The sequence below is a fragment of the Sulfitobacter donghicola DSW-25 = KCTC 12864 = JCM 14565 genome, assembly GCF_000622405.1.
In the GTDB taxonomy this organism is placed as follows: domain Bacteria; phylum Pseudomonadota; class Alphaproteobacteria; order Rhodobacterales; family Rhodobacteraceae; genus Sulfitobacter; species Sulfitobacter donghicola.
The window spans coordinates 1-22,421 of record NZ_JASF01000002.1 but is presented as its reverse complement, the minus strand read 5'-3'; the positions used below and the strand labels follow the sequence as shown (position 1 = coordinate 22,421).

At 51.0% G+C, this 22,421-nt stretch carries 25 protein-coding genes and 1 pseudogene; 18 read left to right on the top strand and 8 right to left on the bottom strand.

The window, feature by feature from the left end:
- Positions 1 to 200: hypothetical protein (locus Z948_RS18845; RefSeq protein ID WP_156026488.1), on the bottom strand; the 200-nt coding region annotated here is incomplete at its 3' end.
- The gene (locus tag Z948_RS18840) at positions 191 to 949 is read right to left on the bottom strand and encodes a hypothetical protein (RefSeq protein ID WP_156023557.1); all 759 of its coding nucleotides are present in this window, start codon (positions 947 to 949) and stop codon (positions 191 to 193) included. The genes Z948_RS18845 and Z948_RS18840, both read right to left, overlap by 10 nt.
- Before the next feature lie 385 nt (positions 950 to 1,334).
- Between Z948_RS18840 and Z948_RS0100455 the strand changes: the two genes are divergently transcribed.
- The 5 genes and pseudogenes from Z948_RS0100455 to Z948_RS0100425 all read left to right on the top strand — a co-directional run bounded on the left by Z948_RS0100455 (position 1,335) and on the right by Z948_RS0100425 (position 5,364).
- Complete coding sequence (locus Z948_RS0100455) at positions 1,335 to 1,910, top strand: recombinase family protein (protein ID WP_025057616.1); 576 nt, start codon at positions 1,335 to 1,337, stop codon at positions 1,908 to 1,910.
- Between the two features lie 168 nt (positions 1,911 to 2,078).
- Positions 2,079 to 3,208, top strand: a pseudogene (locus Z948_RS17700) (IS3 family transposase).
- A 128-nt stretch (positions 3,209 to 3,336) separates the two neighbouring features.
- Positions 3,337 to 4,008: a hypothetical protein gene (locus Z948_RS0100435; RefSeq protein ID WP_156023558.1), complete on the top strand. Its 672-nt coding sequence runs from the start codon at positions 3,337 to 3,339 to the stop codon at positions 4,006 to 4,008.
- 403 nt (positions 4,009 to 4,411) lie between these two features.
- On the top strand, positions 4,412 to 5,035 hold the full coding sequence (locus tag Z948_RS0100430; RefSeq protein WP_025057613.1) for a ParA family protein: 624 nt from the start codon (positions 4,412 to 4,414) through the stop codon (positions 5,033 to 5,035).
- A gap of 5 nt (positions 5,036 to 5,040) precedes the next feature.
- Complete coding sequence (locus tag Z948_RS0100425; RefSeq protein ID WP_156023559.1) at positions 5,041 to 5,364, top strand: hypothetical protein; 324 nt, start codon at positions 5,041 to 5,043, stop codon at positions 5,362 to 5,364.
- Positions 5,365 to 5,393: 29 nt separating this feature from the next.
- Here Z948_RS0100425 and Z948_RS17695 read toward each other — a convergent pair whose 3' ends face one another.
- The gene (locus Z948_RS17695) at positions 5,394 to 6,731 is read right to left on the bottom strand and encodes a replication initiation protein (RefSeq protein ID WP_025057611.1); all 1,338 of its coding nucleotides are present in this window, start codon (positions 6,729 to 6,731) and stop codon (positions 5,394 to 5,396) included.
- A gap of 567 nt (positions 6,732 to 7,298) precedes the next feature.
- Positions 7,299 to 8,243, bottom strand: a complete 945-nt coding sequence (locus Z948_RS0100410; RefSeq protein WP_162171765.1) for a toprim domain-containing protein — start codon at positions 8,241 to 8,243, stop codon at positions 7,299 to 7,301.
- Between the two features lie 312 nt (positions 8,244 to 8,555).
- Between Z948_RS0100410 and Z948_RS17685 the strand changes: the two genes are divergently transcribed.
- Entirely contained in the window at positions 8,556 to 8,807 is a 252-nt protein-coding gene (locus tag Z948_RS17685; protein WP_037952665.1) for a DUF3768 domain-containing protein, read from the top strand.
- Positions 8,808 to 8,828: 21 nt separating this feature from the next.
- Positions 8,829 to 9,206 carry a TRM11 family methyltransferase gene (locus Z948_RS17680; protein ID WP_052033255.1) on the top strand — a complete coding sequence of 126 codons (378 nt, stop codon included), beginning with the start codon at positions 8,829 to 8,831 and terminating at the stop codon, positions 9,204 to 9,206.
- A 315-nt stretch (positions 9,207 to 9,521) separates the two neighbouring features.
- On the opposite strand, the gene Z948_RS0100395 is transcribed toward Z948_RS17680, so the two are convergent.
- Positions 9,522 to 9,770 (bottom strand): hypothetical protein, encoded by a 249-nt coding sequence (locus Z948_RS0100395; protein ID WP_025057608.1) that lies wholly within the window; start codon positions 9,768 to 9,770, stop codon positions 9,522 to 9,524.
- 150 nt (positions 9,771 to 9,920) lie between these two features.
- Between Z948_RS0100395 and Z948_RS0100390 the strand changes: the two genes are divergently transcribed.
- The 5 genes from Z948_RS0100390 to Z948_RS0100370 all read left to right on the top strand — a co-directional run bounded on the left by Z948_RS0100390 (position 9,921) and on the right by Z948_RS0100370 (position 12,678).
- The gene (locus Z948_RS0100390) at positions 9,921 to 10,385 is read left to right on the top strand and encodes a helix-turn-helix domain-containing protein (protein WP_025057607.1); all 465 of its coding nucleotides are present in this window, start codon (positions 9,921 to 9,923) and stop codon (positions 10,383 to 10,385) included.
- On the top strand, positions 10,382 to 10,960 hold the full coding sequence (locus Z948_RS0100385) for a PIN domain-containing protein (RefSeq protein WP_025057606.1): 579 nt from the start codon (positions 10,382 to 10,384) through the stop codon (positions 10,958 to 10,960). Before Z948_RS0100390 ends, Z948_RS0100385 begins: the two co-directional genes overlap by 4 nt.
- Before the next feature lie 130 nt (positions 10,961 to 11,090).
- The gene (locus Z948_RS17675; RefSeq protein WP_025057605.1) at positions 11,091 to 11,903 is read left to right on the top strand and encodes an N-6 DNA methylase; all 813 of its coding nucleotides are present in this window, start codon (positions 11,091 to 11,093) and stop codon (positions 11,901 to 11,903) included.
- An 8-nt stretch (positions 11,904 to 11,911) separates the two neighbouring features.
- Positions 11,912 to 12,178, top strand: a complete 267-nt coding sequence (locus Z948_RS0100375) for a hypothetical protein (protein WP_025057604.1) — start codon at positions 11,912 to 11,914, stop codon at positions 12,176 to 12,178.
- A gap of 221 nt (positions 12,179 to 12,399) precedes the next feature.
- On the top strand, positions 12,400 to 12,678 hold the full coding sequence (locus Z948_RS0100370; protein WP_025057603.1) for a hypothetical protein: 279 nt from the start codon (positions 12,400 to 12,402) through the stop codon (positions 12,676 to 12,678).
- 341 nt (positions 12,679 to 13,019) lie between these two features.
- Here the strand turns inward: Z948_RS0100370 and Z948_RS0100360 are convergent, their stop codons facing one another.
- Entirely contained in the window at positions 13,020 to 13,223 is a 204-nt protein-coding gene (locus Z948_RS0100360; RefSeq protein WP_025057601.1) for a hypothetical protein, read from the bottom strand.
- Positions 13,224 to 13,365: 142 nt separating this feature from the next.
- On the opposite strand from Z948_RS0100360, the gene Z948_RS0100355 reads away from it, so the two are divergent.
- From Z948_RS0100355 to Z948_RS0100340, 4 genes are all read left to right on the top strand, one after another.
- The gene (locus Z948_RS0100355) at positions 13,366 to 13,770 is read left to right on the top strand and encodes a plasmid mobilization relaxosome protein MobC (protein WP_025057600.1); all 405 of its coding nucleotides are present in this window, start codon (positions 13,366 to 13,368) and stop codon (positions 13,768 to 13,770) included.
- Positions 13,767 to 15,233: a relaxase/mobilization nuclease domain-containing protein gene (locus Z948_RS0100350; protein ID WP_025057599.1), complete on the top strand. Its 1,467-nt coding sequence runs from the start codon at positions 13,767 to 13,769 to the stop codon at positions 15,231 to 15,233. Before Z948_RS0100355 ends, Z948_RS0100350 begins: the two co-directional genes overlap by 4 nt.
- 208 nt (positions 15,234 to 15,441) lie before the next feature.
- Positions 15,442 to 16,857 carry a type IV secretory system conjugative DNA transfer family protein gene (locus Z948_RS0100345; protein WP_162171764.1) on the top strand — a complete coding sequence of 472 codons (1,416 nt, stop codon included), beginning with the start codon at positions 15,442 to 15,444 and terminating at the stop codon, positions 16,855 to 16,857.
- 68 nt (positions 16,858 to 16,925) lie between these two features.
- Positions 16,926 to 17,879 carry a J domain-containing protein gene (locus Z948_RS0100340; protein WP_156023554.1) on the top strand — a complete coding sequence of 318 codons (954 nt, stop codon included), beginning with the start codon at positions 16,926 to 16,928 and terminating at the stop codon, positions 17,877 to 17,879.
- Here Z948_RS0100340 and Z948_RS0100335 read toward each other — a convergent pair.
- A complete protein-coding gene (locus tag Z948_RS0100335; protein ID WP_025057596.1) occupies positions 17,861 to 18,937 on the bottom strand; it encodes a hypothetical protein in 1,077 nt (358 codons plus the stop codon). The two genes, Z948_RS0100340 and Z948_RS0100335, sit on opposite strands and share 19 nt — an antisense overlap.
- A 315-nt stretch (positions 18,938 to 19,252) precedes the next feature.
- Entirely contained in the window at positions 19,253 to 20,056 is an 804-nt protein-coding gene (locus Z948_RS0100330) for a hypothetical protein (RefSeq protein WP_025057595.1), read from the bottom strand.
- Positions 20,057 to 20,140: 84 nt separating this feature from the next.
- On the opposite strand from Z948_RS0100330, the gene Z948_RS0100325 reads away from it, so the two are divergent.
- Together Z948_RS0100325 and Z948_RS0100320 are read left to right on the top strand one after the other, a co-directional pair.
- Positions 20,141 to 20,887, top strand: a complete 747-nt coding sequence (locus tag Z948_RS0100325; protein ID WP_025057594.1) for a hypothetical protein — start codon at positions 20,141 to 20,143, stop codon at positions 20,885 to 20,887.
- Between the two features lie 8 nt (positions 20,888 to 20,895).
- Positions 20,896 to 22,056: a radical SAM protein gene (locus Z948_RS0100320; RefSeq protein ID WP_342665835.1), complete on the top strand. Its 1,161-nt coding sequence runs from the start codon at positions 20,896 to 20,898 to the stop codon at positions 22,054 to 22,056.
- Positions 22,057 to 22,421: the final 365 nt, after the last annotated feature.

The window sequence follows — 22,421 nt, the reverse complement described above, 5'->3', positions numbered from 1 at the left end:
ACTCCTGATTGTCCATCGGTCATCTCAGCAAGCGCAAGATAAAATGCAGCTTTTGGTTTTGCATCCACAAATCCTGTAGTCATCAATCCTAAGTAAAGGGAATACAGTTCTGGATCAGATATTTGATTAACGTATTCCGGCGTCAAATTTCCATCTATTACGTGTTCTAGAAAATCAATCTGAACTGTAGTCAATTGCATTTTTGAATAGCCGTCGAGTTAGGAGTTAAAGTCTTAATGGCTTGTTCAACGTCATCGACTGCGGCTTTCCAACCAGAGTACGTACGGTCCAATACGGGCCACTGGCCGTCCAAATCCGCGCCAACGTTGAATGATATATACACCATTGAAGTGTCGGGCAAAGAAGCAAACAGGCTACATGAAAGTGAATCAGGGTCACGGCTATAGGCAGGCAAGCCAGCAGAGCATCGAATAATGATTGGCGTTCCAAACATGTTGAAATCTAAAGGCGAGAATTCATCATTCTTATTGGCACTACTCGAGTAGGAAACCTCTAGAAGCGACCCCCCCAATAGTTCACTTGGTGTGTTAAACGGGTATAATTTTTGAAATGGTATAAGACGTCTTTTGGGATAAACGGTTAGTTCGTAAACAATGAACGGGCTTTCACGACCTAACAAGAACTCAAGTATTGGTTTTCGCGGCTCAGAACCAATCGCCGCAAAATACGAGAACTTTGAAACATCTAGCGGTGGTTGCCCCACTTGCCAAAACATTGGCGGCGAGGATGATGAGGGTTTGCTTTCACCGTCGCCAACCTTCAATGCTCCCCCGCTGCTGTATAATCCGGGTTGGTAAGGCAGCTCATAAAATACATTTTCGATGCACACAGGTATGGTACTTCCAACATCTGAGATCGCACCATTTGGAATAAGGCAAGGAGTTAAGACGACTGCCCAGCCGAGCTTCAGATAGAATGACTTTTCCATTCAACAAGCACCCAACACTACCTTAAGTAGATGGTATTGCTGCACCTACCACTCGTCAAGAGTGTATTTGAACGTTCGACATGTGGCGTCTATTCCGCAAAACGAGGTTTTTTCGGAGACTGCCGGTACCCTGCGCCGCAACCCACCAAAACAGCTTCTAGGTGCCCCGGTAGTCCCCCCATTAAAAATGGCTCGATGTTTTCCACTATTGACTTGGCATACCCGCTTTGAACGGCGGCTCTGAGTGAAGGCCACTTATAATTTCTGTGACCTGTTCAAAACGGGTCCCTTTCGGACACCCCTGCCCCACCATGTCCGGAACTCAGCTTGACATAATTTAGGACACGCATACACTTTTGGACACCTATTTTGTAACAAAATTCCCATGTCCAGAACTTTTGCCTATGTCCGCGTCTCGACCATCGACCAGGAGACCCAGAACCAAGTCGCTGAAATCGAGGCGGCTGGCTTCAAGGTTGAACTGCACCGTATCATTGCCGAAACAATCTCAGGATCCGTGGCCATCGCGCTTCGACCTGAGTTTTCACGTCTACTCGACAAGATGGAGAAAGGTGACGTTTTGATCGTCACAAAGCTTGATCGCTTGGGGCGCGACGCCATTGATGTCGCCAGTACCGTTGCCAAGCTCGAAGAGCTGGGCATTCGAGTGCATTGCCTTGCTCTGGGTGGCGTTGACCTCACCAGCTCAGCCGGAAAGCTCACCATGGGCGTGATCAACGCGGTGGCTCAATTCGAGCGGGATCTCTTGATCGAACGCACACAAGCCGGGATCGCCCGAGCAAAATCCGAGGGTAAGAGAATGGGGAGACCCCCTGCCCTGTCAGATGAAGAATGCCAATCGGTCCGAGCACAGCTTGCGGATGGGAAATCGGTTGCTGCCCTAGCACGAGACCTGGGGGTCAGCAGGCAAACCATCATGCGAGTGAGGAACGAAGTATAATGGATCTGAAAAGCCGTATCGGGCATAACATTTCGGCCCTGAGGCATTGTCAAGGGGTCTCAATCGCGAAATTTGCAGAAAAACTGGCATGACAAGTGGTAATCCCCCCTAAAATTAGTGGTGTTCAAAAGTAGAATTTTCTCGGCAAGATATCTGAGGAGATTTACGATGAAGAACGGACGATACAGCGACGCGCAGATCATGGCGATCCTGAAGCAGGCGGAGGGCGGTGTGCCGGTTTCTGAGCTTTGCCGCGAGCATGGGATGAGCAGCGCCAGCTTTTATAAGTGGCGTGCGAAGTTTGGCGGGATGGATGCATCTTTGATGTCCGAGATGAAGGACATGGCCGAAGAGAACCGCCGCCTGAAGCGCATGTACGCTGAGATGAGCATGCAGAACGACTTGCTGAAGGAAGCGCTTGGAAAAAAGCGCTAAGGCCGTCTCTGCGCCGAGAACCTCTCGGGACGTTGCTGCGCAACGCCCTGCCGGCCAGCGGATGGCCGTGAATACAGTTGCGCGACACGGGATCAGCATAGCGTTGGCGTGCCGTACGTTTGAGATCAGCGAGACCTGCTATCGTTATAGCCCTGTGCTGAGCGATGAGAACGAAGAGATCGCCGACTGGTTGGAGCGGTTGACAGCCAACAAGCGAAGCTGGGGCTTTGGCCTTTGCTTTTTGTATCTGCGCAACGTTCACGGCTACGGCTGGAACCACAAGCGCGTCTACCGGATCTACTGCGAACTGGAGTTGAACCTGCGGATCAAGCCCAAGAAGCGCCTCAAGCGGGACAAACCTGAACCGTTGGCCGTGCCTGAAGTCCCAAACGACACATGGTCGATGGATTTTATGGCGGATCAGTTGGCAGACGGTCGTTCTATTCGAACTTTGAATGTGCTTGATGACTTCAATCGCGAAGGCCTGTGCATCGAAGTCGACTTCTCGTTGCCAGCCGAGCGTGTCGTGCGGAGCTTAAACCAGATCATCGAATGGCGTGGGAAACCAAACGCCATTCGAGTTGATAACGGCCCAGAGTACGTCAGTGGGAAGCTCATGGAATGGGCTGAGAAACGGAATGTGCGGCTCGAATATATCCAACCTGGCAAGCCCCAACAGAATGCCTACATTGAGCGGTACAACCGCACCGTTCGCGGTGAAATGGCTGGGTCAATATATCTTTGAAACCATCGAGGAGGCACAAGACCAAGCAACTGAATGGCTCTGGACTTACAACAACGAGCGACCCAACATGGGTATCGGCGGCATGACACCCGCCATGAAACTGAAAACAGCCGCATGAATTCTACGGCTGGACCCCATTAAAAATGGGGGGATTACCACAGAAGTGATTTATCAGGAACAGAACAATCCGTGATGACTAGATCATATTTATTTCTTAGATTGTGTTGCACAGTAATGTGGTTTGCGTTGAGCATTCCGCTAGCCGCGCAAGCAGAACCTTATTGCAATTCAAAAGAAAGATTTGCGCCTGATGGAAAGGTTGTAGAACTCGGCGGGCGATATTTTAAAATATGTGACCAGAAGTATCAGATTGGGGCCGATCGAGGCGTAGACCCTTTTTTGGACATGCCCTTCAGCAGTTCACATGTCACACGAGTTTTGCAGGACTATAGCGAAATACGTTTCCTATGGGGACGTTTGATCCTTCGTGACCTGGATTTTGAATATCCAAGCGATAAAAATTATACGACTTCCAAAATCTATCTAGGAGATATGATACTCGCTGGTGCGCGCTATAAAGCCTATGGCAGCAAGCCGTTATCCGAGGCTAATGCGGCTTTTTTTGAAAAGGGTATCCTGCCTACAGGCCCTCTTCTGGTTTACGCACCAATTGGTGAAGCCCACATGAAACCGCATATTCTTTCATGTAGCGGAGACCTGAGAGGATCACCAAGACAGCCGTACGATTGTCATATTAAGTTGATGTTCGACGGGGAGAAAAGGTTGGTCGCGGATACCAGGCTGTTGTGGAGTCCTGTTTTTGGTGATGTTGAACCGTTTGATTTTGACAACTTACATATATTTCTAAATGCGCTTATCGCGGTGTTTGAAAGTATTGAGATGACTGACGCAGGCTAACTTTCATCAAACGTACGTGCTTGCCTCTCCAGCCTCGTACACCTTGTTGATATTAATTGCATCCTGGGCAGAATCGTCGCTGCACAACGACTGCTTTTGGATATCCACAAAACAAGGGTTTTTCGGAGACTGCCAGTACCCTGCGCCGCAACCCACCAAAACGGCTTGTAGGTGTCCCGGTAAATATGGACCGGTTCACCTCCCGAAAATGACAGTTGCCACAGACGCCCATCAAATAGTGGTATTAAGTAGCTATCAGCTATCTAATCGCTACTTGATACTATTTGGGATCTAGTAGCTATAAGTTAATATAACTTGCAAATTGATGCCATTTGTATACTATATAACTACTAGCTAGCAACCGCTAGCAAATAGCTATATAAAAAACGAGCAGCCTATGACTATGAAAAAAATCGTTTTTGCCGCCAGTAAAGGCGGCGTCGGAAAGACAACGCTTTGCGCGGCACTTTCCTCTTATGCCGCTGGCGTCAGTTCAAAAAAGAAGATCGCGATCATCGATCTCGATCCTCAAGGTAGCCTTGTTGGCTGGTGGAACCAACGCGAAGCTGAGAGCCCAGAACTGATAGAAGCCAATGCAGGCAACCTTTCAGAGGTACTTAAGAAAGCTGAGGCGGCAGGCTACGACTACGTCTTTATTGATACCCCTCCTGGTCATATGAAAACCATCGAAACCGGGCTCGCCAATGCCGACTATGTGCTTGTTCCGTGCCAACCTTCCCCAGTGGACATAGCAGCGATTGGAGACACATTGTCGGCCATCGACGAGTTAGGGAAACCCTTTGCCTTCGTGATGAACCGCGTGATCGCACGGACTCGGATTGGAGAGCAGGCAATCTTGCTTCTGGCAAACCATGGTAAGGTTGCCGGGGTTCCTATCGCGCAGCGAACTGCTTTTGCTACAGCCATGACGGATGGACGTAGCGCACCAGAAGTGCAGGGGGGGAAGCAGGCTGAAGAAGAAATCAGTACCCTCTGGAAATTTGTACTTTCTAATCTCAAGAAGTAATGAGCATGAAAAAGCCAGCACAACTTAGCGATAACCTTCTCTCGATGCGCCCGCGCAAAGGAGAAGCCAAACCACAAACGGAACAAGAGGCAGCTCAACCGGCAGCCAAGACAGAGCCCGCAGAACCGGCCAAATCCGGCAGTGCTGCACCTACTTCAAAAACCACACCACGTAGACGCAGGCGGCTTAGTGACAAGAAGATGCAGCTCAACCTTCGGGTCAGCGAGAAGTCTCTCGAGCGCTTCACCCAGTTCGCAGATGACGAAGGAGTAATTTTTGGAGATCTCTTTGAAAAGATGCTCGATGCTTACGAAGAGAAAAAGAAGTAGCTACTTGCTAGCAGGTTGATATGAAGTAGCTAGGCTTTGAGTTTAGCCTCAAGTTCTTCGACTTGAACGGAAAGTGCTTTCGGCTCTTGTGAGCCATTTTTTTGTGCCCATTCAGAAGGGGAGGGGAGGTTCAGGCCTCGTCTTGTCCAAAACTCTTGGATAGATGGAAATGTGAGGGGATCTTTCCAACCGCCTCTTTTGAAGGATCCAACATAAACCGCGCTCCCTAGGCTTAGTTGAAATTCCTTGGCAGCAGCATCTCTCTGCCCCTCAGGCAGGGCCTGATATGCTTTCTCGATGACTTCGGCGCAAGCCCAGCGGTACGCGATTTCCGCGTCTTTCATCGCCTTTTTCATAACCCCAAGTTCGTGCTCAAGCTTCTCGCGTTCAGCCTTAGCTGACTGGGCAGCTTGTACGGCCTTTTTCTTCACAGCACCTTCGTTGTGGTAGTCTTTTTCAATAGCGGCCTTCAAAAACCCTGCCGTTGATGAATTGATCTTGCCACTCGCAGCTTGGGATGTCGTTAGGTCAACTTTGTCCAAGACATAGGCTTCGCCATAGTCAATTACCCAAGATCGAGCGAGTGTTTTCGAAACCCCGTTTTCGAGCAACGCTTGATAAGCCGCAGACGACGAGACCTCGTCTTCCTCATCCATCCCCAACAGGGCGAGCTGGGGGTTAGGCTTTACTGTGAACTGTAACGCAGCGACGGACCGGCCTTTGCGTACCGTCAGCAGCTCAACCTGGATGTTCGAATGTTCGTTCACTTCCTTCATTGCAGGCATGATCACATCCCGCTTCAGGAACTTAAATTCCTTGTAGCGTCCTTCGACGGCCATGAGCTTTCGGAAAAGTCCAAGATCCCACACAGGAGTTTGCCCGGTGCCAACGTATCGGTTGCAGTTTTCGTAAAGAACAAGCGCATGTGAGCTACGAAGATTGCGCAGAACACTCAGATTAATTTTCGAGTAGATGTCTGGATGAAAAAGCTTTTCCGCAAGAGATTGCTCATAGCGATAGGTGCAAACCCCACCTTTCACCTTCACGTAGGTCAATAGCGACATGGCTTCCCATGAACGCTCCCCATCATCCTCCATGATGTCGAACTGCATAACAGTTTCAACGATCCCAACAAGCGCCTCTTTGAGGTAGGAGATATTTTTGCTGTCAAAACCAATCATGTCGCACAAGATACGGGTGTTGATCTGATGGTTTCGCTCAGTGAGCAAATTGTCATAAGCATTGTACAACAGCGCGTTGACAAGCTTCCGTTGCAGAGCAGTCAAGTCCGCAACAGCATGAATTGCGGAGACATGCTTCTTTAGTATCTGCTTGTCACTGCTGTATTTTTTTATTTCTCGACTCATAAGGTGATTTCACTAAGGTGATATTACGTCACCATTGTACGTATCACCTAAGAAATGCAAGTTTTTTTGCCGCGAACTCGCTCGGTCACTCATGATCGCCCCATATCTTATCACCTTTAAGGTTCCATGAGACCTTTAATCCAAGGTTTTTCCCTTTAAATACAGGCGTTCAAGAGCAACGCCCCATATCCTATCACCTTTTGCCCTATACCTTATCACCGAACGCTCCAGAACGCTTGTTATTTCCCTTTAATATCAGCATCTTAACGTAAATTAGAACCGCCCCCCATATCCTATCACCTATGCCCCATATCTTATCACCTTTTGCCCCATATCCTGTCACCTCAAATGAGCCCAAACCCCATATCCTATCACCCTTCGCCCCATATCCTATCACCTATCACCCCGTATCCTCCTGATTTTAAGCCATTATTTGGCCCCTAAACCTTTTAAACGTTGTTTTCTTAAACATACTAAACAACAACAGGGAGCCTATCGGCCCCCCGTCGTCGGTTGTTGATTTTCTATTTTTGGATTTGATTTTGGGGGTGAAAAAGAAAAAGGGAGCTAGCTTTTCTCACCGAGGAGCCAAGCGTTGAGATCTTCATAGCCTTCGTAGTAGCTTCGCATATCGGCCAGTCTTGAACGGTCATCCACGTTCTCAAACAGTTTTCTGGTTGCTGCATCGCCAGCATCATCATTGTCCAAGTACAGCCGAACTTCTCGGAACCTTGGATCGTTGATGTAGGGCAGGGCGCGTTGCCAAAGGTTTGTTGAATTGAGAACCAAAACGGCACCAGCCGGTTGTGTCGGCCTATCAACCGACAGGTACGACAAGAAATCCATGAAGCCTTCAAAGACCTGCAAAAGCGGTCGATCTGGGTTGTCATGGAAGGTCACTGACTTTCCAGAACCGACAAAGCCCTTAAATAGCGCGTTACGCGCCTCAAACCCATCACCGGAAGGGTAACCGAGGGCAAAGTAGCTTCCAGCGCCCTGAGGGGCCTTAAAATCGATCTGGCGGACATATACGCGGGCGATATCGTGGTCGATCCCGCGTTTCGTGAGATATTGAAGCAACGCTGGATGCTCAAGAGGCCCCTGTGAGACCAATTCAAACGTCGCTGTTTTTTCTTTTTCACCCTCAGCTACCTGTTTTCCTGGCGTAGCCGTCAGTTGGCGCGAAGCGCCGCGCGACGTTTCGGCCGAGATGGATGGTTTTGAAAGGGCAGGGGAGTAAAGTCCGGTTTTTTCAAGGTGCTGCAAGGCATCCCGCACATCACAGGAACAAAGCTCTCGCACCAGATCTATGATATTGCCGCCGGTTGCGGCTCCATGGTCGAACCACAGGTTTTTGACTGTATCCACCTTGAAAGAGGGGTTTTCGTCTCCCTGGCGGATAGGGCTACGATACCACAGTTCTCGCCCACCTTGGCGGGCTTTGGAGGCAGTGATCCCCTGACGTTCAAGATAGTCTTTAAGTGGAATGCATTTTGCTTGTGCGATGTTCATCGGATCAAATGTTATACGGATAAAGGCGTTTGGCTGCTGAAAAAGGGGGAGGGGGGAAGCCATGCTGAGCTTAGTCAGTGTACCGCTGCCCTTTCCAGTCAAGAACCGCGCCCAAAAACAGGCGGCGGGGCGAACGGTTCTCGCGCCTGCGGTGACTGGTGCAGGGAGTGCGCGGTGCCCTTCCTAATGTCTCAGAAATGAGGCGTTTTACTTTCTAACGTTTTACATATGACGTTACAGCCACATCCGCGATCCAGACAGATCGCTGCGCTCAATGATCTAGCGAGACAGACCTTTCAGGGATGCCGCGTTATGCTCACAAGCGGGGTTCAAGATCTCGATAAGCAGTTCGATATCCTGCAAAAAGTTCGAGGTTTTGACCAGTTCACCGAGGATAACGATCCTTACGGCGAACATGATTTCGGGGCCTTTGATTTCGAAGGAAGCCGGATTTTTTGGAAATTCGACTACTATGACCGAAACACCGAATGGGGGTCACCCGATCCAAGCGATCCGGAACAAACTACCCGGGTTCTGACGATATTTCTTGCCGAAGAATACTAGAACCCAAAACCGCTTTGCGGGGTGAGCGTATCATCCCGTTTTTTATCTTTTCATCTATCGATTATGACATCATCTACTGTACTAAAAAACTGCGAAAAATCAAAAGTTTCTGCCTCAAATACACGCTATCCAAAGCGGGCTGCGTTTGAGTTTTATCCAACACCTCCAGAGGCTGTTCGAGCGCTGCTATCCGTTGAGCGTTTCGACGGTTCAATCTGGGAACCCGCTTGCGGTGACGGGGCAATTTCCAAAGTGCTGATCGAAGCCGGATACCAAGTGGTGTCCACGGATCTGATTGACCGGGGTTACGGGCAGGGAGGGCAAAACTTCCTGAAATCAACCAAGCCGTTGGCCAAGAACATCATCACCAATCCGCCGTATGGAACTCATGGGCTTTGAGATGCATTTGTGCGCCGCGCAATCATCCACACCCGCAAAACCGGGGGGAGCGTTGCGATGCTGCTCAATCTCCGATCCCTGTGCAACCCAGACAGAACACCAAGGTTTCTGCGATGTCCGCCGACAGCCATCTATGCCCTGGACGAGCTGACATGCTGGCCGGAGGGTAAACCTGTTTCACGTCATGCCCGCATTGCAAAACAGCAATATTACTGGGCGGTGTGGCATCCTGGAAAGGTAGAGCGTCCAAGCTTTTGGTGGCTCTCAACCAAGCAATTCAGAAACCCGCAGTAGCGGGTTTTCTTTTTGCTTCCGTCAGCGGGGCTTGTTCGATTGGGAGAGCACCGTTCCGGCGAGCGATTTTGTTTCGTCGCTGTACTTCGAACTTTGGAGCACTTTGGAAGCTTTGTCTTCCATTGCAGCGCCGGTTTGCTTGCCGGTTTTCGTTTGCGCCAAGGCTGATGCTGCAAGGCTTTTTGCCGTAGCAGACGCATTTGGATCTCCGAGGACACTTCCTGCTTTGGATGCTATCTTTGAGGATGTTTTCTTCGTATTTTTTGCCATTTTTATTCTCCGTTTGTTTCGAATTTATATGTGGTCTCTTGGTGTCTAAGGATCAAGACCTTGTTTACACTTATTTCAGTTGTTTCGATTATTTCTCTTGCAGCCACGGTGAAGGACAACATATAGAGAAGAGAAAAGGGGAGACTGGAAATGGCAGACTTGGCGGAAAAACAAGACCGCTCTGGGTTGATGGAGCGCCCACCTACGCCCGAAGAAATCGATAGCGCGGCTCATGCTGCCACGGCAATCGCCGTTGCGATGGAGCTAGATGATGGGTTGAAAATCTCTGGTGAAAATGGCGATCCGGTCAAGATTGCTCCCGCCGTTGGAGAGCTTATCATCCAGTTGCTTGGCCACGTTAGTAACGGCAACATGGTTACGCTTGTTCCTGTTGGAACAATGTTGACCACGCAACAGGCAGCCGACATGCTCAACGTGTCTCGGCCACATCTGACTAAGCTTTTAAAATCCGGGCATATCGAGTTCGAAGAAGTGGGCCGACACCGCCGTGTTCCTTTGCCTGCGTTAATGGCGTATCGAGAAGAAAAGGCACGGCGGCAGGAAGATGCTATGAGCGAATTGGCGCGGTTGGGACAGGAATTTGATCAAGGATGAGTTTTGTTGCAAACCCTTTTGTGGTCGTCTTGGATGCAAATGTATTGTTCCCATTTCGGGTGCGAGACGTCCTTCTGACCTTTGCTCAAGAGGGATTGTTTCGTGCACGATTTACGGATGAAATATTCGATGAGTGGACCCGAAACCTGATCAAGTTGAAACCGGGTTTGGAGGAGAGTGTTCGCCAGCAAGATACCATCATTCGCCATGAGTTCGAAGAGTGTTTTGTGACAGGGTATCAACCGTTGATTGCTGGATTGTCGCTGCCAGACGAGGATGATCGACATGTGTTGGCGGCGGCAATCAGGTGCTCTGCGCAGGTTATTGTCACTGAAAACCATAAAGACTTTCCGGTCGAGGTGTTGGAGGAGTACGGGGTTGAGACCCTTGGCGCTGATGACATGCTTGCCAATACCTTTGATCTGTTCCCACAACGTGGAGCGCGTGCATTGCGTAAAGTACGTGAACGTTATCGCAACCCTCCCATGACTTCGTCCGAGTTTCTGTTTGATCTGACTAAGTGTGGCTTGTCCAAGCTGTCTGCGGCAGCCCGCGCTGAAATCGAATACCTATAAACTTTTGACAATACACCGTTTTCTCGCACAATTCTCCCTGACCGCGTAGCCCGCGATCAAATTCCAACCACCAGTCTTTTGGGACTGGTGGAGGCCAGCCTTGAGAGACCCCAATCAGGGGAGAAGAGGCATGGCAGACCATGCAACGGCCCAGGGCCGTGTTGCTGCTGTGGCAGCATTCAAACAGACTTTTCGCGAGTTAGCGCCTTACAAACACCGCTATGAAGTATTTCGGGACTTTGTGACGATGGCTGCGTGCAGTTTGCACAACAGCTTTCACAAGGAACCGGGGCGCGAAGAAGAATACCTTCGGATCATCGCGGAGTACAAGAAACCGGATCAATTTGCCTTCCAAAGACTCTTAGGATGCCTTGTGGCTGCGCTGGATGAAGACCCGCGCGACATCCTTGGCCCGCTCTATATGGAGCTGGAAATCGCCAACAAGGACGCAGGGCAGTTTTTTACCCCGCCTGAGCTTTCGGAGCTGATGGCAAGCCTAACTTTTAGGGATGAGCTGTCCAAACTGGAAAATCAGCCGTTTCTTACGGCAGGTGAACCAGCTTGTGGCGCAGGGGGTATGATCTTGGCTTTGGTCAAAGTGCTGATTACTGCCGGGTTTGATCCGGCACAAAAGCTGTGGGTGCAAGCCATCGACGTTGACCGTATGGCGGCGCTGATGTGCTACATTCAGCTTTCGCTTTGGAACGTGCCCGCTGAGGTCATTGTTGGCAATACGCTCAGCCTTGAGATCCGCGAAGTCTGGTACACCCCAGCCCATCACATGGGCTTGTGGAAATACCGGCTGCGCCGGAAGGAAGGGAGCACCGAGGTGACGCCAGATCCGAAGAAGGGAACACGGGAACCGGTGGTCACGGCCCCGGCTTCCGAGGAAACCAAGCTTGCACCGGTTAGCACATCGGCGCAACTTGGCTTCGACTTCTGAGACCCGCCATGGCTGAGGAATATGAAGAGCTCCAAATCGACTGGCGAGGGCAGGAGATCACCGCCCGGTGGTGCCCGCAATGGCTGGGCGGCGATACCGCCCACCTTGAGATCGTGACGGCCGACCGTTCACCGCATCCGATATCTGAAACTGGGTATCGATCCCACTTCTGCCCGCGTGAGCTGGTGGAAGATGCTGGTGGCCCGGTGGCCTTTGTCATGGCATGGCTGGAGACGAAGGATGACGGTAAGCCCGTACAACTTTCGCTCATATGAAATTGAGAGAGCCCCTTTGGGGCTCTTTTTCATTCCCTGGTCACAGGCGGCAGAGCCGAGCTCCTTCGAGAGGGGGAGGGGCATCATCACACCCGCATTGTATCCCGCAGGCTTGCCGTCAAGAACCGCGCCGCCGCTGCGCTTTGGCGAACGGTTCCGGGCCCTTCGGGTTGACTGCTGCGCCTCAAGCGGGATGCCAAAACGGGGTCGATGATTGAGAGATGATCGACGGTTTACTTTTTTATTTTTTGTTTATGCCAAATTGGGTTTACAACGAGGTGGATATTCACGCCTCTTTAGACGAGGTGGGGCGCTTCCTCGCAGTCGATACCAGCACGGAAAATCCACATAATCCGTCAACGCGTTTTAATCTTCATCAGCTGTATCCGGAACGATTTGAAGCCGATGATTTATGCGGGTTCAAAGCCTGGGATTATGATTGGATGATCGAGAACACCGGGTGCAAATGGAACCCAACAATATCCGCGATTTCCGAGTGACAAGGCGGGGTGACGTATCTCGGCTTTGATAGCGCCTGGTGCCCACAGAACGAACTATTGGAACGACTGCACAAACTCACTGGATGGACAATCCACAACGAGTTCGAAGAAGAGCAGCCAGAGTATGAAGGAAGCTTCCACTGTGAAGACGGGACGTGCACACGCGATTTGCGACCAGGACGGCCGCGCTGTTCGAACTGTGAGGCTCAGTTCCCAAGAGATCAGCTGGATGATGACTGGTGAGAATGCCAAAAGTGCCGCGCGGTTCAACCGCGAGATTAGGCGAAGGAGGGAGGCTAACGCCCCCTCCTTTTTCTTTTTCACCCGCAAAATATGTCATTTCACACTTGCCTAAATGTCATGTTCAACCCGAACAAATCCCACACAATCACCCGCCCGGGCTGTTCGGAAACAACAATCAGAACAGCCGCGAGGGATTTGTGAAGCTGAGGTGAAGACGCCGCTTTGACATAAGCGTAGAATTGGGCAGAATAGTCTGACGACGCGCTTTGCAAGATTGCGTGTTCGTAACGAACAAATTTCATGGACCTCGCTGCGCTGGTCCGAAACCTGTTCGCCGAAACGCATCTTGGCAGGGGTGCTTCGCCCCCTTGCATCCCCAGACAAGGGAAAAATCGCTTTAGTGGCGCGTTTCCCTTTGAACCCTTTTAGCCCCTAAGTGGACCCATGGCACGAGAGCAATACCAACGAGATTATCGCCAGCAGTACAAAGATCAGGTCAAACGTGTGAACCTGACTTTTTCGCTGGCTGAGCATCGTGGAATTGCCCGTGCTGCCAAGGATGTCGGAAGCCCGGTTGCAGCCTATGTCAAACGCCTCGCTCTTGAGGCGCATGAAGGCCGCAGCTCTGCCCCCGAGGAGATCGCCGAGCAGTTGGCGGATCTGGAACGCGTCATTCGCACGATTGCAAACAACGTGAACCAGATGGCCCGTCACTCCAATCGCATCGCCCATGTGCTGGATGAGCAGGAGGTGTTCCTGAACATCCACGCCCTGCAATCCGAGCTCAAGCAGGCGATCAGCCGCGCGGCTTCCGGGACCGGATCTTCCGACGAGGAAGGCGGCTCATGATAGTCAAATCCATGAGCCGGAAGGTGCCAAGTTTTGGTCAGCTCATCGGCTATATCGACCGTGATGAAGGGCAGGAAGAATGGCGCATCCGACACAATGTTTGGGGCCGTGATCCGGAGTTGATCCGGGGTGAATTTGAGCGCAACGGCGAGCTGCTGCAGAAGCGCAAAAACGGGGTGTATCTCTACCATGAAATCATCTCGATCACGCGGGCAAAAGGGCTGTGTCCGGAGGAGCAAAAACAGCGATTGCGCGACATCGCTGAGAACTACATTTCGGCGCGATGTCCGGATAATCTGGTGTTCGGAAACCTGCACCAGGACAAGGATCACTCCTACCACTACCACCTGATGATCAGCGCAAACCGCGCCGGTGAAACCGGACGCTTGCGGCTGACCAAGGCGCAGTTTCGAGAGGTGCAGGTCGGGCTCGAGCGGCATGTTTTGGAGACATATCCCGAGCTCGAGCAGAAGGTGGCAATCGACAAGCGTTCAGACCGTGGCCGCAAAAAGGGCGAGGCCGAGCTTGAACGCAGGACTGGGAAACGCCCCAAGCGTGAGGAAGTTCTTGAACGGATCACAGCGGCCTATGAGGGATCGCAGGACCGGCAGAGCCTCTTGGATGCCCTGGGGTGCGAAGGTCTTGAGCTTTACGTCCGAGGAAAGAACCTCGGGGTTGTGGATCTGGAAAGCGGGAAGAACCACCGTCTGAAAACATTGGATCTGGAAATGGCGGATCGCGTGTCGATCCGGATGGAAGGTGGTGAGTTGGCCGATGAGGTGAAGCCTCATGAGCCTGACGCGGCTGAGGCCAAGGCTGAGCCGCAGGAGAAAACAGCGCCTGAGGGTGAAAAAGAAAAAGAGCGGGGCCGTGCTGCTGGTGACAAGCCTGAGGTCAAGCGCAAGTCGAGAGAGCGGGATCGACCGAAGAAGACGCGACGCAAAAAGACCGAGAAAACGCGCAGCCGAAAGCAGGCTGAGCCCGAAACTGATAATCAGGCTTATGTTAAAAGAGGCAGCAGTGCTGACCTAAAATCTGATTTGTCTAAGCAAGAAGAACGAGAGGCTGAGGATATGCCGAAACGTCATGATGATCCAGAAACCGGCACCCAGTACCGCGATCAGGAAATCCCGGATGTCGTCTACGATGCGGCAGAGGCAACTGCTGGCGGAAAGAAAGAAGGATTGGGCGGAAAGCTGGCGAAGCTCGCAAAGAAGGTTGTGAAGCAAGGGGCTGAAGAAGCCCGCAATGCGGGGGATCTGTTGCGGCGTGGGTTTACCGGAGATCACGAGCCATCAAAGGATCAGGCACATGTCGTAGATAACCCTGCGATGGAAGCTGAACCGACACGTTCGGAGCAAACTGAGAGACCGGGACGATCTGCGCAGCAAGAAAAGTGGCGCTCAGAAATGAGCCGCAACCGGGAGGCAGGCCGGGATGACCCGGAACAGGGACGCGAATGAGTTGAAGATCTGCGCCCGATCTTGCGAGATTTGACTGCAACGGTGCGATTGGCCGTGCGTGGAACACTTTTGGGGCTACAGACCAAATATATCCGTTTATTACGTCATCTTAATGTAAAGAAACATGAAAAGGCATCTGACCGCCTGAGGAAGGTTACGAGTGATTGGGAAGTTCATAAAGGAAGGCGGTAAGCACGCGGCCTATGCTTTGGTTTTTGGAAAATTCCTGAAACGCCAAAGTGGTGCGCGGTTGCAAAGTGCCAAAGAACTTGGGCAATCCCTCAATGCAAAGAATACTGGCCTGCTGATCGACGGTGCCGAGGGGCGGCTTTCTGAGCGCGAAAGTTTCCAGAATGTTTGTGTTATTGCCCGCGTTGGGGCCGGTAAAACCAGCCGCTATATCATCCCGAACGTCTTGGATAAGGCATCGCGTAAATGCTCTATCGTTGTGAACGACCCCAAGGGTGAGGTGTTCGCGGAAACATCCGGGTTTATGCAGGCCAAGGGCTTTAAAGTCATCGCGATCAATCCGGAAGACTTGCAAAACAGCGCGAGTTTTAACCCGCTGCTTGAGGCAAAAACAGATATTGAAATCGAACAGGTGGCCGAGATCCTGATCAAGGCAGGATCTGGTTCCAGCGCGAAGGATCAATTTTGGGACAATGGTGCGATCCGCTTGATATCGGTGCTTTTGAAGCTCTTGCAACGCGCAGGACAGCAAGATCCCGCGAACTATACTCTGGGCAACCTATATCACTTGTTGCAGAATTTTGGCTCTGACGGGACGCCGCTGGATGAGTTTGTCATCCACTGGGCTTACGACCCGACCAACCCAGATGACAGCACCCTCTGGGAGGAGTGGAAAGGCGCAACCACGGGGAACAGCAATGCCGTGCAGAGCTTTGCACTGACCGCTCTGACGGCGTTGAAGGCCTTCACAAACCGCAATCTGGTGGCCTTAACGGCAACCAGTTCTGTGAACCTTGAAGACATCCGGCGCGAGAAAACCGTGATCTATTTTATTACGCCGCCACACCTGACCGAATACTACGGCTTCTGGACATCGGTGTTTTTCCGCAGCGTGTTCAACGCCTCGATGCGACGGATGCCGGATCGGCGCACCCTGCCCCTTTATGTGCTCTACGATGAGTTTGGTCACAGCACGATCCCGAGTTTTGTTTCTGTTGCCAATACCATTCGGGGATACAAGGTAAGCTTGTCGATTGTTCTGCAGTCCTTGTCGCAGCTTTCGGCGCGATATGGGACGGACTATGCTCGCAGCATTCAGGGAGGGTTCATGACTTATCTGGCCTATGCCGGCTCTGACCAGGATACGGCCCGGTTTTTTGAGGCTATTGCCGGCAAAGTCGTGGATGTGCGCCGCGATAAGATCGAGGATATCACGCAGCAACGACAGGAGTACAATCTGCTCAATGCCGATGAGGTGCGCCGGATCGGAGACACACAGGCCGTTCTAGTCAGCGCAAATCGCCACCCTGCCCTGCTGGAAACCACGCCATACTTTGCGCATCGCCGTTACAGCAAGATTCCGCGCCGGTTTGGACCGGCTAGGATTACTGGTGCAGTGCAAGCATCACAAGTGAAACGGATATCTCTATCATGATGGACATCTTAAACGAGCTGCAAACCGTGGGTCTCACAGCCCTATTCAATCCAACATTTCTGTTTCTGTTGTTCCTGCTGTTTTTACTCGGAAAGCTGGTTGGGTGGATGAGCCGCAATATCAATATCTGGAAGTTCTTGGCCCTGGCCTACTTCGGGATTTTTTTGTTTCGCCCGCTACAGGACGCGGGGCTGATCATTGGTGGCGTGTTCATCCTTGGCGTTGCCAGCATGTACATGGATTTGTTTCGCGGAATATTTGGCTGGGCTGGTGGGATCGGTGATGTGGTTTCCGCCTTCCGGTTTAATGGGGCGTATAAAGATATCCAACGTCTTGAGAGAGAGGTCGAAGAGCTCAAAAGCCAGATGAAGGCTTCGCAGATGGCTGGGGCCACTGCCGGTGGCACTGCACAGCAATCATCCTGGCGGGCACAGTCACAGGCTCGGAAAGCAAAATATCAGTCGCGAACCGGGGATGGTGGTCGCGGTGGCGACAGTGGTGCGTCGAGTGGGTCCGGTTCAACCAATCGTCGACCTAGCAGTCAGCAAAGCGGTTCTGGAAAACGGGCTGCTGGTGAAAAAGAAAAAAGATATGGAAAGGGGCGCTCAACGCGCCGATCTTCGGCTGGTGCGAAGCCAACCGGCAAAGATGGTGTGGTGAATGATGGTGGAAAGCCCAACGCATCAGGGAGTTCAAAACGTGGCGGGGCTAGCAGCCGCAAGAGGTCTGCAGGTTCAGGATCTGGCAGCAGTCAGAGCCAGCAGCAAAAAACCTCGCAGCGAACGCAAAGCTCGTCACAGTCGCAATCACAACAGGGCACACAAAGCAGCGCGTCTCCGTCGATGTCACCAGCATTGCGTGATAAATACCTCGGGATTTTGGGGCTCACACCTGGGAAGACCTATACCGCCACCGAAATCAAATCCGCATGGCGTGCGACAGCGTTTCGGGTGCATCCGGATCGAGGAGGCACAGCCGCAGAGCTCATTGCTGCAAAGGAAGCTTATAAAGCGTTGGCGTAGAGGTTGATCATCATAAATAGCGCGGCGCTTGAAACGCCAAACATAATCCAGTTTTTGAAGCTCAGACAGTAATGGGATTTACCACCCCAAAGGCGTTCGAGACTGCCGGTCAGAGTCGTGTTGCCCTTGGTTTTAACAAAGCCAATCGGGCGGATCCGCCAGGACGTTACAAGCTGCCCAACTTCATCACCGCGTAGCAGGCAGTATTCCCACCAGTTCTTGTCTTTGCGCCAGAGTTCCGTGGCAAAGAACGGAAACTTGATGGATTTTGCGAGATCCACGCCAGCGCTTCCCATGTGTCCAACCTTTTGCCGGTTATGCTCTCGCAGGGTGCCGCAGTTGCGCAGCATGGAGAAGGTCACACGGGCGACGATCAGGTGGTGATTGCCATCGTTGTGCCCCGAGTAATGAGCTGCAACCTTGGGAGAGCGGCCGAAGTAGAGCCCCGACCCGCCGAAATTGCCGCCTCCCACAAGCCATCGCCCCTTTTGTGTGATGTCATAGAGCGCTTTTGGGGATGTGCCGTGGTACATTGTGAATGTCGGCCAGACGAGTGATATCACGAACATCATCATGGAATCCACCACAGCCAAGGCGTTCTTGTATAAGAGCCATCCCGCCCGAAACGGCATTCCCATCAGCCACCTAGACCAATACGCCATGCCTTTGCGGTGCCGCATCTTGCCAAGCTTGGGGTGCAGAAGTTCATCGACGGAATCGCTGAGGGACACAAACAGATAAACCAGAACATCGAAATACATGGCCGTGATAAAACGCAACGGTGTGGTCAGGATCCACACGCAAATTTGCCATAGCGGTTTCACCAGGAGCAGCATGAACAAGTAATATCCAACCCGATTGGCCGAAGCTTCCTTGTCCTTCATCAGGATCCTGAATGGATTGTAGGCAAACCACATGAACTCATCGATCAGGAAGAATAGCCCCGAGAAAAGCCACAAGGCTTTGCGCAGCGTTGCGATCAGGATGATGATGGCGAGGTAGGCGACCACGATGGTGCCGAACAGGGTAACAAGGGCGTAGTAAGCGTCGTTGGTCAAAGGGAAGCTCAAAATCTATTTTTGTTTTAGGTCAGGCTATTAGCATTAGAAGTGGACCCGTTGTAAAGATGGTCTGCAGTGGTCAATTTGGACTAGCAATGATCTGAGGAGCGTCGAGGATAGGCACGAAATCCTGCACTAGCTTCGATCCGGTTTCTACGTCGCTCGGCTGAACTAAGATTGGTCCTCACCATTAATGTGGTGCAGCGTTTTGCGCCGAGAGGCGGTTCCGGATTTTCCACTATTGGTAATTCTGGAAAATTAGGGGCTTACGTTTACGAGAGAAATTTTGGATGGTAGATCAAGGCTTGCATCTTAGTATGCGCCATAGGTGCAAGATGCCAGTATCAGCTTCCTGCGTTCTTTCCCTACATCAACTGCATAAACGACGCTTTCTGTGTGTAAGATTAAGCCATTTCCATTGTTGTTCAGTGTCTCAATATTATACAAATTTCCCCCTTCTGCCATGAGAAGCAGAAGAGTTTTCCCGGAGGCGGCAAGGTCGTTTTGAGCCTTGATCATCAAGCCGAAAAGTTCGCCGATAATAAGATTGGAAACAGTTCCAGTTTGGAAAAGGTAACCTGCGATAGTTGGGAACTTCCCGACATATCCCGGCACCTCATGGAGCTGATTTGACAGGCTAATTGCGTTTTTTAACTGCTTTGCCATGGATGCGCTAAGGGTGATTTTTTGAATAGTTCTCGTGTTATCAATGAGCGCTCTAGAGATGGGGTACTCAATTAAAACATTTCTGGTGTCGGCAGTTAGTACTTTGGTAGCAAAGGAGTTTTTTTCCAGCCAGCCGGGCCCTCTTGTTTGAAGCAAAACCCCGAATGGATCGTTGCACTGGAACTGAATGCTCTCTGCGACTTTTTTTCGAGCCTTCTTATCTGCTAGGATTTGTGGGCAGGTTTGCTCGCACCATGTCACAGAGTTACTGTAATTTTCCTCACAGTAGTTTCCCTGCAAACCCATTTCAGTCTTGTTGACTTCGCATTGTTGTCTCACTTCTTCAAAGTGAGAGATGCAGACAGGTGTCTCCGCCTCAAACTCGTAGCAAGCCAACGCACCCGTTGCGTGTGCTATTAAGATGAGGGCAGAAAGGTATAGCGTTCTCATGTTTTTAACCCCGCACAGAAATTCTTGATTCAATCAGAAGTTTCGCTAACAATTCGAACAGGTCAAGCTCGCAGGTGGGAAATCATGAAAAAAAACACTCTAGCAACGTTCTTAGCTTCTGCGGCGTCTACTGTTGTCGCTGCTTCTGTCAGCGCTCAATCCTACGAGCCAAGATACATCATTAGCGAAGATGATATGCAGGACCTAGAAGGGATTTTTAACGCGCTGCCCATCCAACAGCGTTCAGAGTTGAGTCGTGCTATGGTAGAGAAAACCACGCTGCTTGGCGTGCCCCTGTGCCCTCCTGACTTGCCTACATCTGGGCCACTGGTCCCTGCCCCTGATCCTACGATAGCGACAACAGTACTGCCGGATGAAGTTCCTGATAGTCCGATTGTGCCACTCAATCCGAGTACGCCCGTCGATCCCAGTTCACCATTGCCTGCCTCTGATCCAACAATCGCGTTAACTCTGGTTTCGCCTGAAGTTCTGCCGGAATGGCCGGGCGTACCAAATGAACCGATAGTCATTGACCCGAGTACTGGCCCTAGGCCGGAAATAGTTGATTGGATTGTGTCGAAGTATGGTGTTGCATCGGCAGACCCAGACGACCCAGAAGACCCGCCAGAGGCTTTCGTTGAGATAGGCACACCACCAGAAACTTGGGCGGAGTGGCAACCTGCGCCGGAAGCTGAGCAATTCGATTTCAATGATAGTACCGTTCGGATGAAATTTTCCAATGGGTTTCAAACCCGAACAGACGTCAATCAATTCCTTTCTCAAGACGAAGTTCAGTTGGCATTTCAGAGATTTGTGTGCGGTTCTGATTGAGCGTTTTAGTGAAGAGGCGAGGGAGAACTTTCAATTGGGTTGTGAAGCTATCTAAGTTTTGTAACTTGAGGTGTAGTTACTGCTATGAGTGGGACGGGTTGGGCGATCCTGCTCGTCTTGATTTAGAGAAACTATCAAGGTTCTTAGATGTATTTATCAAGAACGTTGGCATGCCGGGAGATTGCCATAACTTCATTTGGCATGGGGGCGAGCCTTTGGTTTTGCCATTTTCCTATCTTACTGAGTTTATTCGGATTCAGAACGACTTGAAGGTTGGGTTTTCCCAAAGAGAACTCTCCTTCTCCAACGCGATTCAGACAAATCTGGTTTCTGTCAAACCCAAACATATTGAGTTTCTTCAGGAGAACGATTTTCTCGTCGGAGTGTCTTTTGATGCAGTGTCCGGAGTGCGCGTCGATTGTGCTGGAAAGGAAACTGAATCAAGAGTCGCAAGAAATATGGAACTGCTCAGAAAACAGGGGTTGAGATTTGGGGCGATCACAGTTGTTGGTGCGCATAATGTTTCACGCCTGAAAGATATCTACAGATTCTATAAGGAAATCAACTGTGCGGTAAGGTTTCTGCCCATCTACCGCGATCATTTAGATTCGAGATACCACCACGATAGAGCAAGCATCCATGATGTGTTCGACGCTTTGTTTGGGCTGTTCAAGGTCTGGGTTCTGGATCGAGATAGAATATCAGTTCATCCTTTTTCATCTTGGCTGGAGGTAGCGTTGGGGTTCCTTAGCGGTGACAAACTTCCTATCAAAGGTAAAAGCCGCATCACGATAATTGATACATCCGCGAAGGTATATAAAATTCGCAGTGCTTACGCAGAAAGTGAGGAGCTAGGCGAGCTAGGCATATCAGTGAGTGACGATCTCGAATTGGCCAAGAAAACGGAGAACTTGGTTCAAGAACCTCTTGGCTCGCCATGTGCTGATTGTAGGTTTCGGGATTATTGCTTGGGGCAGTTCGTGGATACAGCAAGGCCCGAAATGGGGCCTTATTGTGGGGTCGATTACTTAGCTATCGAAGCTGCTGTTAAGTGGATTATGGAGGATGGAAACCTGACGGATGCCGCGATCCAAGTATTCAACGGTTCGAGAGGTACATCCGATGGGGAAACCCGGCTAGAAATCGATGGGGCGGGCTTCGTTGTTTAACGACGATACCGCCCTGGCACAAAAGTGATGGCTATTGTGCCACATTGCTAAAGGCTAGCCTTTTAGGTTGCTCCATGTGTCTGGTGTGAAAACGGGAATTTTCCACTATCGGCCATAGTGGAAAGTGACTGCCCGTTGTCGCCACAGGTTCTGTGAGCACGTTTGTGAATGCAGGTTCTCCAAATTTTCCACTTCACGGGAAAAGTGGAAAATTCTCATTGCTTGAAATCCGCTGCGTCGAATTTTTACCAATAAATTCAACGCCGGGTGACCTTGAGACTCTTGCTCGAATGAAATCACTTTGACTGCCAATACCGGAGTTAACTTCTGCTGCCCCTCTGAGCCATAGCGTTACAGCAACGTCC